Origin of the sequence: Achromobacter piechaudii NBRC 102461 (genome assembly GCF_001571245.1) — a bacterium.
Taxonomy (GTDB): Bacteria; Pseudomonadota; Gammaproteobacteria; order Burkholderiales; family Burkholderiaceae_B; genus Achromobacter; species Achromobacter piechaudii.
In genome coordinates, this window is the sequence record NZ_BCTK01000005.1 from 18,517 (window position 1) to 32,255 (window position 13,739).

Below are 13,739 nucleotides of genomic sequence, written 5' to 3' on the forward strand. Positions count from 1 at the left end.
ATGGCGGCGCATAAATGCGAAACGCGCCCGAAGGCGCGTCGATTATTTTTGGATAGGCAATAGCGGCTCAGTCTACGATGAATCCCCCCGGGCCGCTATGCCCCAGCAATTCGCGCGCGCACTGGAGGGCCTCTGCGCTGGTGGCCACGGCCAGGAAAGGCATGCCGAACGCGCGCGCCATTTTTTCGGCGCGCTTGCGGATCTTGGCAAGCGCAAGGGGCTCGCGTTCGACGGCGATGAACGCGCGGCAACGTGCCTTCAGGCGCGGCATGTTGCGCGTCTGCCAATCGATCATGGCCTTGCGATCGTCGTGGCCGGCTTGCTGGCGCATATCGGGCACGACCATGACGAAGCTGCGCGGGTTGTCCACCAGCATTTCCATTTCGCGTATCCAACTGGCGGCGTAGCCGTCGGGAGCGCTGCCGTGCCTGGCGGTCACGATGGGAAATTGGCTTAAGTCGTGAAAGAAAAAGTGATCTCGGTTCATTCGAATGCTCCTTGTGCGAGGGGGGAAGCCGCTGCTTTGCAGCCGCAACTGCCGTAGAGCACCAGGCTGTAGGAGTCCAGCAGGAAGCCGCGCCGCTTGGCGATCTTGCGCACCAATTGCGTTATGGCGGGGTCGCTGGATTCCAGTATCTGCCCGCATTGCGTGCAGACCAGATGGTCGTGTTGCCCTTTGTCGTTGAGCTCGAACACGGTGTTGTGCGCGTCGAGCTGAGTCCGTTTGAGCAGTCCCGCGTCTTCAAGTTGCGTGATCACGCGATAAACCGTGGCAAGGCCGATGCTGCTGCGGTCGGAGATCAGATTGCGGTAGACGTCGGCCGCGCTCATGTGTTGATCCGCATGCCGATAGAACAGGTCCAGAATCTTCAAGCGGGGGAAAGTGGCTTTGATGCCGGCGTCGCGCAGCCGCGTGGTGTCCATAAGATTTCTCCGTTCGGGAGGCTGATACCCGACTGATGAGAATGATGTACATTTTCAACACCGCCCGCTTGCGGGAACCTGTCAACCTGTACCTCAAACTTGCCAACCATGCTTCACATGGCTATCGCGAATGCGCGTCCTGATACGCTGCTGACGCCGTTCAGCGTGCACGGCCGGCGCGTCTCCAAGGGCATCGCCGTGCCCTTGCATGTGCACGACGAAGGCATGCTGGTGCTGGTGCATGAGGGCTTGGTTGTGGTGCAGGTCGACACCCAGATCTGGACCGTGCTGCCGGGCAGTGTGGGCTGGATTCCCCCTGACACGCCGCATGGCGCGCGGTGGTTCGGCGATGCGCGCGGCTCCTTCCTGTATGTGCGGCGAGACGCCTGCAACCGTCTGCCGGCGCAATGCCGGTCATGGCCTTCCTCCAGGCTCATCGACGCGTTGATCGACCGCTTCACCACCAGCCAGGCGGGTGAAACCTCCGACGCCTATCTGTCGCAGCTGTTCGACGTGCTGCTGCAAGAACTGAACGCGCGCACGCATACGCCGCAACTGCTGCCCATGCCGGCTGACGCGCGCTTGCAGGATCTGGCCAACTCGCTGCTGGATACGCCCGACGACATGGCGGGCATCGATGAATGGGCGCAGCGGCTGAACATGTCATCGCGCACGTTGATGCGGCGGTTTCGGCACGAGACGGGTGTGACGCTGGGGCAGTGGCGGCAGCGGGCGCGCCTGTTGCGCGCGCTGGAACTGCTATGCCGGGGCGGCTCGGTGACTCAGGCGGCGCTGTCGGTCGGATACGAAAGCACCAGCGCGTTCATCGGCAGTTTCCGTGCGGCCTTCGGCATGACGCCCACGCGCTATGTGGCGGGGCTTGGGCCGCATTGAGCGAGCAAGGTCTACGCGGCAGCGGGTTGGTCCGGATGCATCGGGCCTTGCGGGTCGTTTTCCGCATCGGGCCGTGGCGCAACCGGAGGCAGGCCCAGGCCGGCGCGCAGGCGCTGGCAGTCCGGATTGGGTGAGCCGTCAGGCATCCAGATGTCGAATTCCCGACACGGAGTCGGGCGGTTTTCGTAGATGGCGCAGTGGATGCCGGGCTTGCCCAATTCGCCGCGCAGCGAAATGCAGCGGCCGCCGCCCATTTCGGTGCCTTTCATGCAGGCGCGCAGGGGGCTCATCTGCGTGACCAGCTCCACTGGCACCTGGCCTCCGTTTTCGCCCGCCAATTCGCCGCAGTAGAACGACACCCGAAAGTGCGCGCAGCAAGCGCCGCAGTCCAGGCAAGGATTGGCGTCAGGCTTGTCGCCGGCCAGGACGGCGGGCGACACAAACGTCAGAACAACGGTCTCTAGCAGCGACATGGGAGGGGCGGAAGTTTGCAAGCCGGCACGGCCCCGGCGAAGACGCAAAACGGGCTTGCGTGGTGCAAGCCCGTTCAGGATCCGGGGTGCGCGCGGACGGGGCCGGCACGGGATTAGAGGCGCAAATAATAGCTGGATTCGGGCTGCGGCTACTACGACTTTTTTCAGGGACGTTGCTGCGGTAGCATCGGTGCCTGACCGCAGCCTGGAGCCTTACCTTGCAAGCCAAAAATGATTTCCCCGACGGCCTGGCCCGTTGCGGCTGGGTGGATACCTCCGCCGAATACATGGCGTATCACGATACCGAATGGGGCCGCCCGCAGGGTGATGATCGCGCGCTCTTCGAACAGCTGTGCCTGGAAGGCTTTCAGTCGGGCCTCAGTTGGCGCACCATCCTGAACAAACGGCAGGCGTTCCGTCGCGCCTTCGCCAATTTCGATCCCGCCCGCGTGGCGAAGTTTGGCGACAAAGAAATCCAGGCGTTGCTGGCCGACGCCGGTATCGTGCGGCATCGGGGCAAGATCGAAGCCGTGATCAACAACGCGGGGCGCGCGCTGGAAATGATCGACAGGGAAGGGTCGTTGGCCGCGTTTTTCTGGCGCTTCGAAGCGCCGGATGGCGCGCCGTCCACGTTGGGGGGGTCTACTTCCGAACAGTCCATCGCCCTGTCCAAGGCCTTGAAGAAGCTGGGCTGGAAGTTCGTCGGGCCCACCACCGTCTATGCGTTCATGCAATCGGTGGGCATGGTCAACGATCACAATCCGGGCTGCCATTGCCACGCGCCCAGCGCTGCGGCGCGTAAGAGTTTTTCTCGGCCTCGTTGATCGGGGCTTAGTGAGGCTGGGCGGCGCGGCGATTGAAAGCGCCGCCCGTGTTGGCGTGGTGGGTATCGGTGCGCGGTGCAAACCGGCGCGGTGCACACCGGCGCGATGCGAATCGGCGCGGTGCGAACCGGTGCGATGCTACCGCGCGACCACCTCGGGGGTGTGGCCGGGCAGGCAGTAACGCCCCTCGCGGTAAGCCCAGCTGGGCCATAGCGCATGCGCCAGTGCTTCGGTAGCCAGTTCCGGGTTCAGCGCAACGGGGGCATAGTCTTCGGGCGCCGTGTATCGGTACTGCACCGGCGTCTTGCTGGGCGCCAGCACCAGCAGGTCGTTTTCCTTCAAATACCCGTAGGTGTTGTCGTACTGCATGATGGCGCGGCCGGGGCTGCTGCGCGTCAGGTCATGTCCGATCATCGGGTGTTCGGTATCCACGCCAATCAGCGACAGCAAGGTGGGCGGCAGATCGATCTGGCTGATCAGGCGATCGTCGCGGCGCGCTTCGATGCCCGCACCCAGAATGACGGCCGGGATATGGAAATGGCGCACGGGCACAAGGCTGGCGCCGAACACGCGCGAATCATGGTCGGCCGCGATCAGGAATACCGTGTTCTCCCAATAGGGCGAAGCCTTGGCGCGTTCAAAGAACCGGCCCAGCGCCCAATCTGCATAGCGCACCGTGTTTTCCACGGTAGCGGGGTTGCCTTCCGTCTGGATGCGGCCGGCCGGGTATTCCCACGGCGTATGGTTCGATACGCTGAACGCCAGCGTGAAGGTTGGCTGGTCGCCGTCTTCGCGCAGCAGGCGATCCAACTGGTTGAACATGTCTTCGTCCGACGCGCCCCAGGTGCCCACGAAGGCGGGGTCGACGAAGTCGGCTCGGTCAACGATCTGCTTGAAGCCGTTGCCCAGGAAGAAGCCCTTCATGTTGTCGAAGTGCGATTCGCCGCCGTAGATGAAGCGCGAATGGTAGCCATGACGGCCCAGCAGATCGGCCAGCGAGAAAAACCCGCGCTGTGAGCGGGGCAGCTTCAACACAGCCTGTGCCGGCGTAGGCAGGAATCCGGTCACGACGGCTTCCAGTCCGCGCACCGAGCGGGTGCCCGTTGCATAGGCCCGCGTGAACGCCCAGGCGTCGCGCGCGAGCGCGTCCAGTTCGGGCGTCAGGTTGGCGCCACCCAGGCCGGCGCAGTACTGCGCGCCCAGGCTTTCTTCAAGAATGATCACCAGATTCAACGGCCGCGACGTTTTGCGCGTGGCCGGCTGGAGATGCAGGCTGGGGTAATCGGGGTTGGCGGGCGGATTGGGCAGGCCGGATTGTTCCAGCACCAGCGCGTGCATCTTGGCCTCGTCCATGCCGCCGTACACGGCCGACGCGGACTTTTCGTTCTTCATGCTGTAGACGGCGTAAAACACGTTGTAGAGCGAATTGAGCGCCAGCGTGTTGAGCATGCCGTCCGAGCAATACGCCACCGACGACGGATTGATCGGGCGATGGCCCAGCGTGCCACGGATCGCCAGGATGACCACCGCGAGAATCGCGACGCTGGCAAGGGGCATCTGCCACCAGGTCAGTTGCGCATCGGGTTGCGCATGCCCGAACAGGCTGAATGCGCCCCATCCGATAAGCGCCAAGGCGCCAAAGCCGCCAATCAGCGCAAGCTTGTAGCCGCGCCACAGCATGCCCGAGACTTCGCGCGGATGCTTCAGGTATTCCACGAACAGCCGATTCGGCCGGGAGTCATATTCCAGGATGAAGGGCGGGGAAGCCACTTCCAGGAAGGCCAGCAGGATGAAGGCCACCAGATACCAATAGCCGGCAATCGAGGCCGCAATCGGGAAGTGACCAAAAAAGGGCGACAGCACGGCGGGCAGCGCGGCCAGCACGGCGATCTGATGCGCGTCGATGCGCAGGCCACCTAACAACAACGGGAACAGTCCGCCGGCATTACGCACGCGCTGCCATTGCCAGGCGGCCAGCGCCAAGCGGCTCAACGTCAGCAGCGCGAATGCCGCCACCACGAAAATCAAGGTTGAATGCCGCATGGGGCCTCCAGGTTGTTCTGCATCCGGCCCGGTAGGGCTAAACAAATCTTGCGGGCATTGGATCAGGGGCCGCGTGGAAAATTCAGCAATTCCAGCGCCCGACCGCCTGGATCCGGGCCTGGCGCATTTCGCTTTGTAACCGCTCTGCGTCCACGTCGACTGTGCCAGGCACGCCGCATGCTGCATCCAGCAACGCGGCCGGCGCGATGCCGTCCACCCCATGCCGTCTTCGGATGAAAGATCCGCACACATTATGGGGCCGGCAAGCTTAACCGTTTCCATGGGCCGCGATACCCTTGTTGATAAACAGGGTCGGCGGTCAGGGGTCGGCCACAACGCCAAGGATGATAGCCATGACGCGAACAAGAAAAATAGCGATCGGAATTGTAGGGGCTCTGGCCCTGCTCGTGCTGGTACTCGTGGTGTTCATCGCCACCTTTGACTGGAACCGCGCCAAGCCGATGATCAACGAGCGCGCCAGCGCCGCCATCGGCCGCCCCTTCGCCATCAATGGCGACCTAAGCGTCAAATGGCAACGCGAGCCCGCCGAAGGCGGCTGGCGGGCCTGGCTGCCTTGGCCGCATTTCATTGCCAACGACATTTCCGTGGGCAATGCGCCGTGGGCGAAAGCGCCGACCTTCGCCACGCTCAAGCGGGGAGAATTCAGCCTGGCGCCGCTACCGCTGCTGCGCCAACGCGTCGTCATCCGCAGAATTCAGCTGACCGAGCCCGCCGCTGACTTGCAACGCCTGGCCGATGGCCGCGCCAACTGGGAGTTCACGCTGCCGGAATCGGGCGAGCCCTCGCCTTGGGTGCTGGACATCAACGAGATCGGATTCGACAAGGGTCGGGTCGCCTACGTCGACGAAATGCTGCAAGCCGACCTGACGGTGCTGGTGGATCCGCTCGGTAAACCCGTGCCTTTCGCCGACGTGGCGGGCGCCGCGTTCGCGCCGCAGGACGGGCAGTCGCCCGCGCCGCGCGACTATGTCTTCGGATGGAGCGTCGAGGGCAAGTACAAAGGACTGCCGACCAAGGGCGAGGGCAAGGTGGGCGGCATGCTTGCCCTGCAAGATCCAAAGCAGCCGTTCCCGGTGCAGGCTGACGTGGCCGTCGGTGGCACTAAAGCGTCCGTCGCTGGCACCGTGACCGACCCCGCCCATCTGGGCGCGCTGGACTTGCGCTTGAAGCTGGCCGGCTCGTCGATGGCGCAGTTGTACCCCTTGACCGGTGTGACGCTGCCCGACACCCCGCCGTATTCCACCGATGGCCATCTGGTGGCCAAGCTGCAAAATCCCGGCGGCGCGGTATTCGACTACAAGGATTTCAACGGCAAGGTCGGCAACAGCGACCTGCACGGGGACATCAGCTTTGCCTTGGGCGCGCCTCGGCCCAAACTTACCGGCAAGCTGTCGTCCAAGCAGCTGCGCATGGTGGACCTGGGACCGCTGATCGGCGTGCCCGCCACTGGCACGGCCGCCGCGCCCGCCGACAAGGCCAAGGACGCGCCCGTCAAGCCCAAGGGCGGCAAGGTCCTGCCGACGCAGGCGTTTCGCACTGACCGCTGGCGCGACATGGACGCCGACGTCGCGCTGGATGCGGGACGCATCATCCACGACAGCAAGCTGCCCTTGTCCGACCTGTCGGTGCATGTGGTGTTGCAGGACGGCAAGCTGACGCTCGACCCGTTCCGCTTCGGCATGGCGGGCGGCAACATCAACGGCACCATCAACCTGGACGGCACGAATGAGGCGATGACCGGCCGCGTCGACCTGCACGCGCGCCGCCTGCGCCTCAAGCAGTTGTTTCCTTCCGCCGAAGCGATGCAGAAGACGCTGGGCGAACTGAACGGCGACCTGGCCGTCAGCGGCACCGGCAATTCCGTGGCGGCCCTGCTGGGCACTTCCACCGGCGACGTGAAAATGCTGGTCAACGATGGCGTCATCAGCCGCAGCCTGATGGAGATCGCGGGCTTGAATGTGGGTAACTACATCGTGTCCAAACTGTTTGGCGATGACGAGGTCAAGATCAACTGCGGCGCGGCCGACCTGGCCATGAAGAATGGCGTGATGACGCCGCGCGTGTTCGTGTTCGATACCGAAAACGCGCTGATCACCATCACCGGCACCGCCGACTTCAAGGACGAAAAGATAGACATGGACGTGACGCCGGACAGCAAGGGCTTTCGCATCTTTTCGCTGCGCTCGCCGCTGTACGTGCGCGGCACCTTCGGCAATCCCGACGTCGGCGTGCACGTGGGGCCGCTGGCGGCGCGCGGCGCGGGGATGGTGGCGCTGGGGGTTCTGTTGACGCCCGCCGCCGGTTTGCTGGCCTTGATTGCGCCCAGCACCAACGACGAGAACGCTTGCGGTCCGTTGCTGGAACAGATGCGCAAGCCGCCGACGGCGCCCGCGCCGAAGGGCAAGTAGGCCGACTGAAAATCATGGACTCGCCCGCTCCGAAGCCAGGAGGGGCGAGGCAAGACGCGGCATGCGGCACGCATGCCGCGCTGCATGCCTTCTTGCTGCGACAGGCAAGCCGCTATAAGCGGTCTTGCGTAAGGGCGAGCCTCGCAAGAGGCAAGCCTGAATAAGCAGCCGAGTGCAAAGGCAAGCGGTGCGAGAGGCAAGCCTCAATAAGCAGCCGAGCGCAAAGGTAAGCCTTGCGAGAGGCAAGCCTCAATAAGCAGCCGAGCGCAAAGGCAAACGGTGCGAGAGGCGCAACCCCGCCCGAGACCCAATCGGCTATCTGCAAAAACGCTATTGCGGCGGGCTTTGCCGCACGCCGCCCGGCGCGGAGTCGTCCGCGATGCATACCGCGTTGCGCCCATGATTCTTGGCGTGATAGAGCGCCTGGTCCGCGCGTCGGTAGACGGCCGCAAGCGTCGCGCCATGTTCGGGATAGCGCGCCACGCCCACCGATATCGTGATGCCCACGCCCACCGACTCCGTCGGCAGTCGTGCGGCGACACGCTGGCGCAGCCGCTCGGCGGCCGCTGCGGCCGATCGCAACGACGCGCCCGGCATCAGCACGACGAATTCTTCGCCGCCCGCACGCGCCAGCGTGTCGCCCACGCGCGAGCCGTCGCTCATCACGGCCGCCAGCGCCTGCAAGGCGCGATCTCCCGCTGAATGGCCATAGCGGTCATTGATGGTCTTGAAGTGGTCGATGTCGATGGCCAGCAGCGCCACGGGGGACTCAGCGGCTTGCAACAATGCCATCGCCTCGTCCAGGCCGCGCCGGTTCAGGAGCCCGGTCAAGGTATCCGTCGTGCTTTCCCGCCGCAGGTCGCGGATCTTGTGATGGATCGACGCCAAGCCGATGATCAGCGCGCGCTTGAGCTGCGTCGCTTCGAAATACCAGGACCGGACGTTGCGGATGCGCTCGGCTGAATCCGGGTCCTGGATACGCCTGGCGATACTGGCCAGCTCGCCCAGCGGACGAGCGATCCAGCCGGACAGCACCCAGATCGTCACGATCGCCAGCAACAGCAAGGGCAGCGTGTTGCGGGCGGTGGTCATCAGCAGGGCGCTCAGGGGCTGCAAGGTGCCGGCCACGGGCCGCTGCGCGATGATGCTCCAGCCGGTGCTGGGCACCGGCGCAAAACCCGCCAGCATGTCGCGCCCTTGCTCATCCGTGAACCGCATCTCGCCCGTCTCGCCGCGCCGGGCCGCTGCAAACAACGCGCTGTCTGGCGCCTTGTGGCCCAGCAGGCTGCGATCAGGGTGATAGATCAGCGTGCCGTTTCGGTCCACCACGTACAGGAAGGAGTCGTCGCGATAGAAATGCTTGTCCAGCAAGCGATCCAGCGCATTGTCTTCGTGCAGATACAGCGTGCCGGCGATATAGCCCAGGTAGCGGTAATCGCGCGAGAAAATCGGATGTGAATACAGGATCAGCCAACGGCCGTTGTTGGACTGATAAGGCTCGCTGATGGCCGGCTGCTGCGAGCGGATGGCCTCGCGAGACGGCTCGCTGGTCAGTTGCTGGCCCAGCAACTGCGGGTACGACGAGGACGCTGCGATCACCTTGCCTGTCGGTGATACGACGACGGTGGAATTGAACTGGCCGAATTGATCTTGCTGCCTGCGCATTTCTTCGGCCATCAGCTCGGGGTGGGCTTCCATGTCGGACAGCACGTCGGCGCTGTAGGCCAGGTAGCGGCGCACATCCGCCAGGAACAGGTCGGTGGTGACCGCCAGCTTTGACGCGTAGACGCGATTGACCTCAAGCGCGTTTTGCAGGAGCAGGTCGCGCTGCACCAGATAGCTGGCGTGCAGGCCGCCCGCCAGCACCAGGATGACCGACAGCAGGCAGATCCAAAGGATCAGGCGCCGAAGGTCGATGCGGAACATGGCCGTATCCGTCAGGAGCGGGCGGGGCCCGGCGGCACGCCTGAAGGCGGCCCGCTTCCCGTCAACGCGTCCCAGGCGCACATGGCCTGGCGAGCCACCGATTGCAATGTCTTGCGGTTGGCGCCGTCGCGCGCCTGGATGGACATGCCGTGCAATACCGTGGTGTAGAAGGCCGCCAGGCTTTTCGTGTCCGTGGTGGCAGGCAATTCGCCGCTTGCCACGCCTGCCGACAGGCGGGCCTGGATGCGTGCCTGCATCTCGCGCCGGCTATCGCATAAAAAACCGCCGACGCTGGCGTGGTTGACGCTGCCCGATGGCGCGCCCAGCACGATCATGCAGCCGGGGGGCGTGCCCGGCGAGGTGAACCGGTCGGCTGCCGCCATCAGCATGGCCTGGATGCCTTCGCGCGCGCTGGCCGCGTCTTGCAGCGCACGGCGGGACGCGCCGCCAGCGGTGTCGCGGTAAAGCTCGACGGCTTCCTTGAACAGCTCTTCCTTGGAGCCAAACGCGCCGTAAAGGCTGGGCGAGTTGATGCCCATCGCTTCCGTCAGTTCGGCCAGCGATGCAGCTTCATATCCCTTCGACCAGAAAACTTCCATGGCCTTTTGCAAGGCCTGGGCCCGGTCGAAGTTCCGGGGACGTCCACGTTCTGCCATGGCGGAAGTTTACTCGCGGCGCCTATTTTGTGTTGATCGATAAAAAAATGATTGACGCGAGCTTTCTTCCGCGGCGATGATATTTGTATCGATCACTACAAATAAGGACAAGTCATGGGTAATCTGAACGGCAAGGTCGCATTTGTGACGGGCGGCAGTCGCGGCATCGGCGCCGCCATCGTGCGACGGCTCGCCGCCGAGGGCGCGCACGTCGCCTTCACCTACGTCAGCGCATCGTCCGCCGACGCGGCGCAGGCCTTGGCGGCGGAGCTATCCACCAACGGTCGCAAGCTGCGGGCCATCCAGGCGGACGCCGAAGACGCATTGGCCGTACGGCAGGCCGTGGAACAAGCCATCGATGCGTTGGGGCCGGTGGACGTGCTGGTCAACAACGCGGGCATCTTCGTCACCGGCGTCATCGGCGACACCAGCGTTGCCGAGTACGAGAGGACGATGAACATCAATGTGCGTGCTCCTTTCGTCGCCATCCGCACTGCGCAGGCGTCGATGCCGGATGGTGGCCGCATCATCAATATCGGCAGTTGCCTGGCGCTACGCGCCGGCCGCGCGGGCGTGGCGCTGTACGCGGCCAGCAAGTCCGCGCTGATCGGACTGAGCCAGGGACTGGCCCGCGACCTCGGTTCGCGCGGCATCACGGTCAACGTGGTTCATCCAGGCCCGATCGACACCGACATGAATCCCGCGGCGGGTGATCACGCCAGCGACCTGGTGGCGGTGCTGTCCTTGCCGCACTACGGCGAACCACGCGACATCGCCGGCATGGTCGCATTTCTGGCCGGCCCCGAAGGGCGCTACATCACGGGCGCCAGCCTGTCGGTCGACGGGGGCTACGCGGCATGACGCCGTAGTTTTAAAAGTTTTTTCGCACCCGACTTGCACAAACCAAAAAACCTACATATAATCTTGCTTCTTCGCACTACACACGTAGCGAAACGCAGGCAGCAGCAAGGTTATTGATAGATAGCCAGGTCGCTGAAAACGGGTCGAAATGTTGTGGATTGCAGGGCTGTTAGCTCAGTTGGTAGAGCAGCGGACTCTTAATCCGTAGGTCGAGTGTTCGAGCCACTCACAGCCCACCAGAATTCTTTGGTCGTACCAAGATTCTTGGTTCACCAGGTAAAAAGCCCACCGCATGCGGTGGGCTTTTTGCTTTCCGGCAAAGACTTTGGCGGCTGCATCCATATCCAGTGCCGTGTGCTTCGTAGTCCAAGGCCTCTCGCATCGACTTATGCGCGAAGTACTCGCACTGCGAGGTTGCCAGGTGTTCGAGTTGCGGGCCGCGTAACTCCCGCCAATCGTCTTTATCCAGCGTCGGCAATCTTCGGCCGTTCAGTTGGTAATCAAGGTATGTCACCCGCTCTTCGGCGCCCTGATCCCGCACAAGGGTGGGCGCAAGGTCGCGCGCCACGCTGCGGACCATCAACGACGCGGCCGGTCACGACTGCCGCGTTGTAGCGCCAAGATGTGTAGGGACATGCGCCGCCCGACGCGTCCGATGCCGGCGCGCCAGGGGCCAATTTATGTGTCCCAACAAACGTGCCGGCAATAGCGCGATCAAAGTCGCCGCTTAAAGCAAATCCAAGTGTTCAGCACGGTTGATCTTTCAGCCAGTCCGAAAGTAATAAGCCACTTTCGAAGTCGTCTGATTTTAATCAGTCGCACGATGCATTAGCTTCTACGCGTTCTCGCGATTGCATGATCAAGGAGGAAGACCCGACGCCGCATTTGCAATGCAGGCCAAGGGAAATCGTCCACGACGAAGCGAGCTATCTGCTCTGGCGCTATCCGTGCATCACACTATAAAAATCCGGCATCGAGCCGGTCTCGCGCTTTGCTTGGCGGGCGCGGCACTTTTCTCTTCAACGCTGTGGGCGCAGCCCGCGCCTACCGAGGCCGCTGCGCGTGCCAGCGAGATCCAGCGCCGTCAGGAACAGGAACTGGAGCTACAGCGCGAGCGCGCTGCGCAGCGCCCGGACGTGTTGTCGGCGCCCGAGGTGTCGGGTGCGCAGCCCGACACGCTGCGCTTTCCCGACGAAACGCCATGCTTCCCGTTGCGCGAAGTGACATGGGACGACCCGCAACCCGCCCCGGCATTGCGCCGCATGGCGGACGTGGCGGTGGGCGCTTGCGTGGGTGGCCAGGGCTTGAAGCTCTTGCAGGAACATCTGACCGCCGCGCTGATCGAGCAAGGGCTGATCACCGCACGCGTGCTGGTTCCCGAACAGTCGCTTGTCAGCGGACGGCTGACCTTGCGTTATGTGCCCAGCCGCATCTCGGCGGTGAAGGGCGAGGGCGCCATTGGCTGGTGGCGCACTGCGTTGCCCACGGGCCCAGGCGGCGAACTCAATCAGCGCGATCTGGACCAGGCGCTGGAGAATATCCGCCGCCTGTCCAGCCAGGCCGATGCGACGATTGACGTGGCCCCTGGCCCCGAACTGGGCGACTCCGATATCGTGGTCCAACCGGGCACCGGCAACCGGCTGCATGGCTACGTGGGCGGCGACAACAGCGGCATGGACGCTATCGGCAAGTATCAGGTGAACGCTGGCCTGACGCTGGACTCGCCGCTGTTCCTGTACGACCAGATCTCGGTGTCGTGGAACAGCAATGCGCGATGGCGCGACGGCAGTTCCAACACGCGCGCGGCGTCGGCCAACTACAGCATTCCCTTCGGCTACTGGACGTTCTTTGCAGGCGCCAGCAAGTCCACCTATCGCCAATCGGTGGCGGGTTTTGAAGAGCCCATCGTCTATGGGGGCACCACCAAGCAATTGCAGGCTGGCGTCTCCGTCGTGCCGTATCGCGGCCCCACGTACAAAGGCAACGCGTCATTTACGCTGCTGCGCAAGCGCACGGACAGCACGTTGAACGATGTGCCTATCGACGTACAGCGCCGCGACGTCACCGGCTATGAAATCGGCTACAGCCATCGCCACTATCTGGGCCGGTCGGTGCTGGACCTGGGCGGTGGCGTGCGCGGCACGCTGCCGCAGTTTTCGGACGAGCCGGGGTATGTGTACGACGATCCAGACTGGAATGGGCGTAGCACCATCCTGTCCGCCAGCGCCGGCCTGTACCTGCCGTTTCAGGTGGCGGAGCAGCCCTTTGCCTACCAGGGCAATTGGCACATCCAGCACGCCAAAACTCCCATTCAGCCATCTGATTACTTCACGATCGGCAACCGCTATGCCGTGCGCGGGTTCGATGGCCAGATCACGCTGGCCGCGGAAGACGGCTGGACCTTGCGCAACGATCTATCGCTGTCGCTGGATGGCCTGACCGGCCTGCCCGGGCAGCAGATCTACACCGGCCTGGACGTGGGCCGCGTGGGTGGGCCTTCGGCCAGGTATCTGTCCGGCCGCACGCTGGTCGGCGCGGTCGCGGGCATTCGAGGCCGTTATGGCCTGCCCTACGTCAACGCCAGCTATGACCTCTCCGCCGGTTGGCCGTTGAAAAAACCCGATTCATTGAAGACCGCAGCGACCACATTCGCGCTGGTCGTGATGCTTGAGTTCTGATTCCCCGATTGCTGTACCGCTTTACAAAGGT

11 protein-coding genes and 1 tRNA gene are annotated in these 13,739 nt (G+C 63.8%); 6 read left to right on the plus strand and 6 right to left on the minus strand.

Annotated elements, in window-relative coordinates:
* Window positions 1-67: 67 nt before the first annotated feature.
* The gene (locus API01S_RS06875; protein ID WP_006217513.1) at window positions 68-487 is read right to left on the minus strand and encodes a hypothetical protein; all 420 of its coding nucleotides are present in this window, start codon (window positions 485-487) and stop codon (window positions 68-70) included.
* Entirely contained in the window at window positions 484-924 is a 441-nt protein-coding gene (locus API01S_RS06880; RefSeq protein WP_050728122.1) for a Fur family transcriptional regulator, read from the minus strand. Before API01S_RS06880 ends, API01S_RS06875 begins: the two co-directional genes overlap by 4 nt.
* Window positions 925-1,032: 108 nt before the next feature.
* On the opposite strand from API01S_RS06880, the gene API01S_RS06885 reads away from it, so the two are divergent.
* A complete protein-coding gene (locus API01S_RS06885; RefSeq protein ID WP_084802384.1) occupies window positions 1,033-1,818 on the plus strand; it encodes a helix-turn-helix domain-containing protein in 786 nt (261 codons plus the stop codon).
* Window positions 1,819-1,829: 11 nt separating this feature from the next.
* On the opposite strand, the gene API01S_RS06890 is transcribed toward API01S_RS06885, so the two are convergent.
* On the minus strand, window positions 1,830-2,291 hold the full coding sequence (locus API01S_RS06890) for a YkgJ family cysteine cluster protein (RefSeq protein WP_006217516.1): 462 nt from the start codon (window positions 2,289-2,291) through the stop codon (window positions 1,830-1,832).
* Window positions 2,292-2,509: 218 nt separating this feature from the next.
* On the opposite strand from API01S_RS06890, the gene API01S_RS06895 reads away from it, so the two are divergent.
* Window positions 2,510-3,115, plus strand: coding sequence for a DNA-3-methyladenine glycosylase I (locus tag API01S_RS06895; protein ID WP_006217518.1), 606 nt, complete (start codon window positions 2,510-2,512; stop codon window positions 3,113-3,115).
* Between the two features lie 138 nt (window positions 3,116-3,253).
* Here API01S_RS06895 and API01S_RS06900 read toward each other — a convergent pair whose 3' ends face one another.
* The gene (locus tag API01S_RS06900; protein ID WP_061303943.1) at window positions 3,254-5,158 is read right to left on the minus strand and encodes an LTA synthase family protein; all 1,905 of its coding nucleotides are present in this window, start codon (window positions 5,156-5,158) and stop codon (window positions 3,254-3,256) included.
* A gap of 353 nt (window positions 5,159-5,511) precedes the next feature.
* On the opposite strand from API01S_RS06900, the gene API01S_RS06905 reads away from it, so the two are divergent.
* Window positions 5,512-7,587, plus strand: coding sequence for an AsmA family protein (locus API01S_RS06905; RefSeq protein ID WP_039882774.1), 2,076 nt, complete (start codon window positions 5,512-5,514; stop codon window positions 7,585-7,587).
* Window positions 7,588-7,917: 330 nt separating this feature from the next.
* Here the strand turns inward: API01S_RS06905 and API01S_RS06910 are convergent, their stop codons facing one another.
* Both API01S_RS06910 and API01S_RS06915 read right to left on the minus strand, forming a co-directional pair.
* Window positions 7,918-9,513, minus strand: coding sequence for a sensor domain-containing diguanylate cyclase (locus API01S_RS06910; RefSeq protein ID WP_061303945.1), 1,596 nt, complete (start codon window positions 9,511-9,513; stop codon window positions 7,918-7,920).
* Between the two features lie 11 nt (window positions 9,514-9,524).
* On the minus strand, window positions 9,525-10,169 hold the full coding sequence (locus API01S_RS06915; RefSeq protein WP_061303947.1) for a TetR/AcrR family transcriptional regulator: 645 nt from the start codon (window positions 10,167-10,169) through the stop codon (window positions 9,525-9,527).
* A 114-nt stretch (window positions 10,170-10,283) separates the two neighbouring features.
* On the opposite strand from API01S_RS06915, the gene API01S_RS06920 reads away from it, so the two are divergent.
* The 3 genes from API01S_RS06920 to API01S_RS06930 all read left to right on the plus strand — a co-directional run bounded on the left by API01S_RS06920 (window position 10,284) and on the right by API01S_RS06930 (window position 13,708).
* Complete coding sequence (locus API01S_RS06920) at window positions 10,284-11,030, plus strand: SDR family oxidoreductase (RefSeq protein WP_061303950.1); 747 nt, start codon at window positions 10,284-10,286, stop codon at window positions 11,028-11,030.
* A 163-nt stretch (window positions 11,031-11,193) separates the two neighbouring features.
* Window positions 11,194-11,269 (plus strand) — tRNA-Lys (locus API01S_RS06925).
* A 756-nt stretch (window positions 11,270-12,025) separates the two neighbouring features.
* Window positions 12,026-13,708, plus strand: a complete 1,683-nt coding sequence (locus API01S_RS06930) for a ShlB/FhaC/HecB family hemolysin secretion/activation protein (RefSeq protein WP_254598547.1) — start codon at window positions 12,026-12,028, stop codon at window positions 13,706-13,708.
* Window positions 13,709-13,739: the final 31 nt, after the last annotated feature.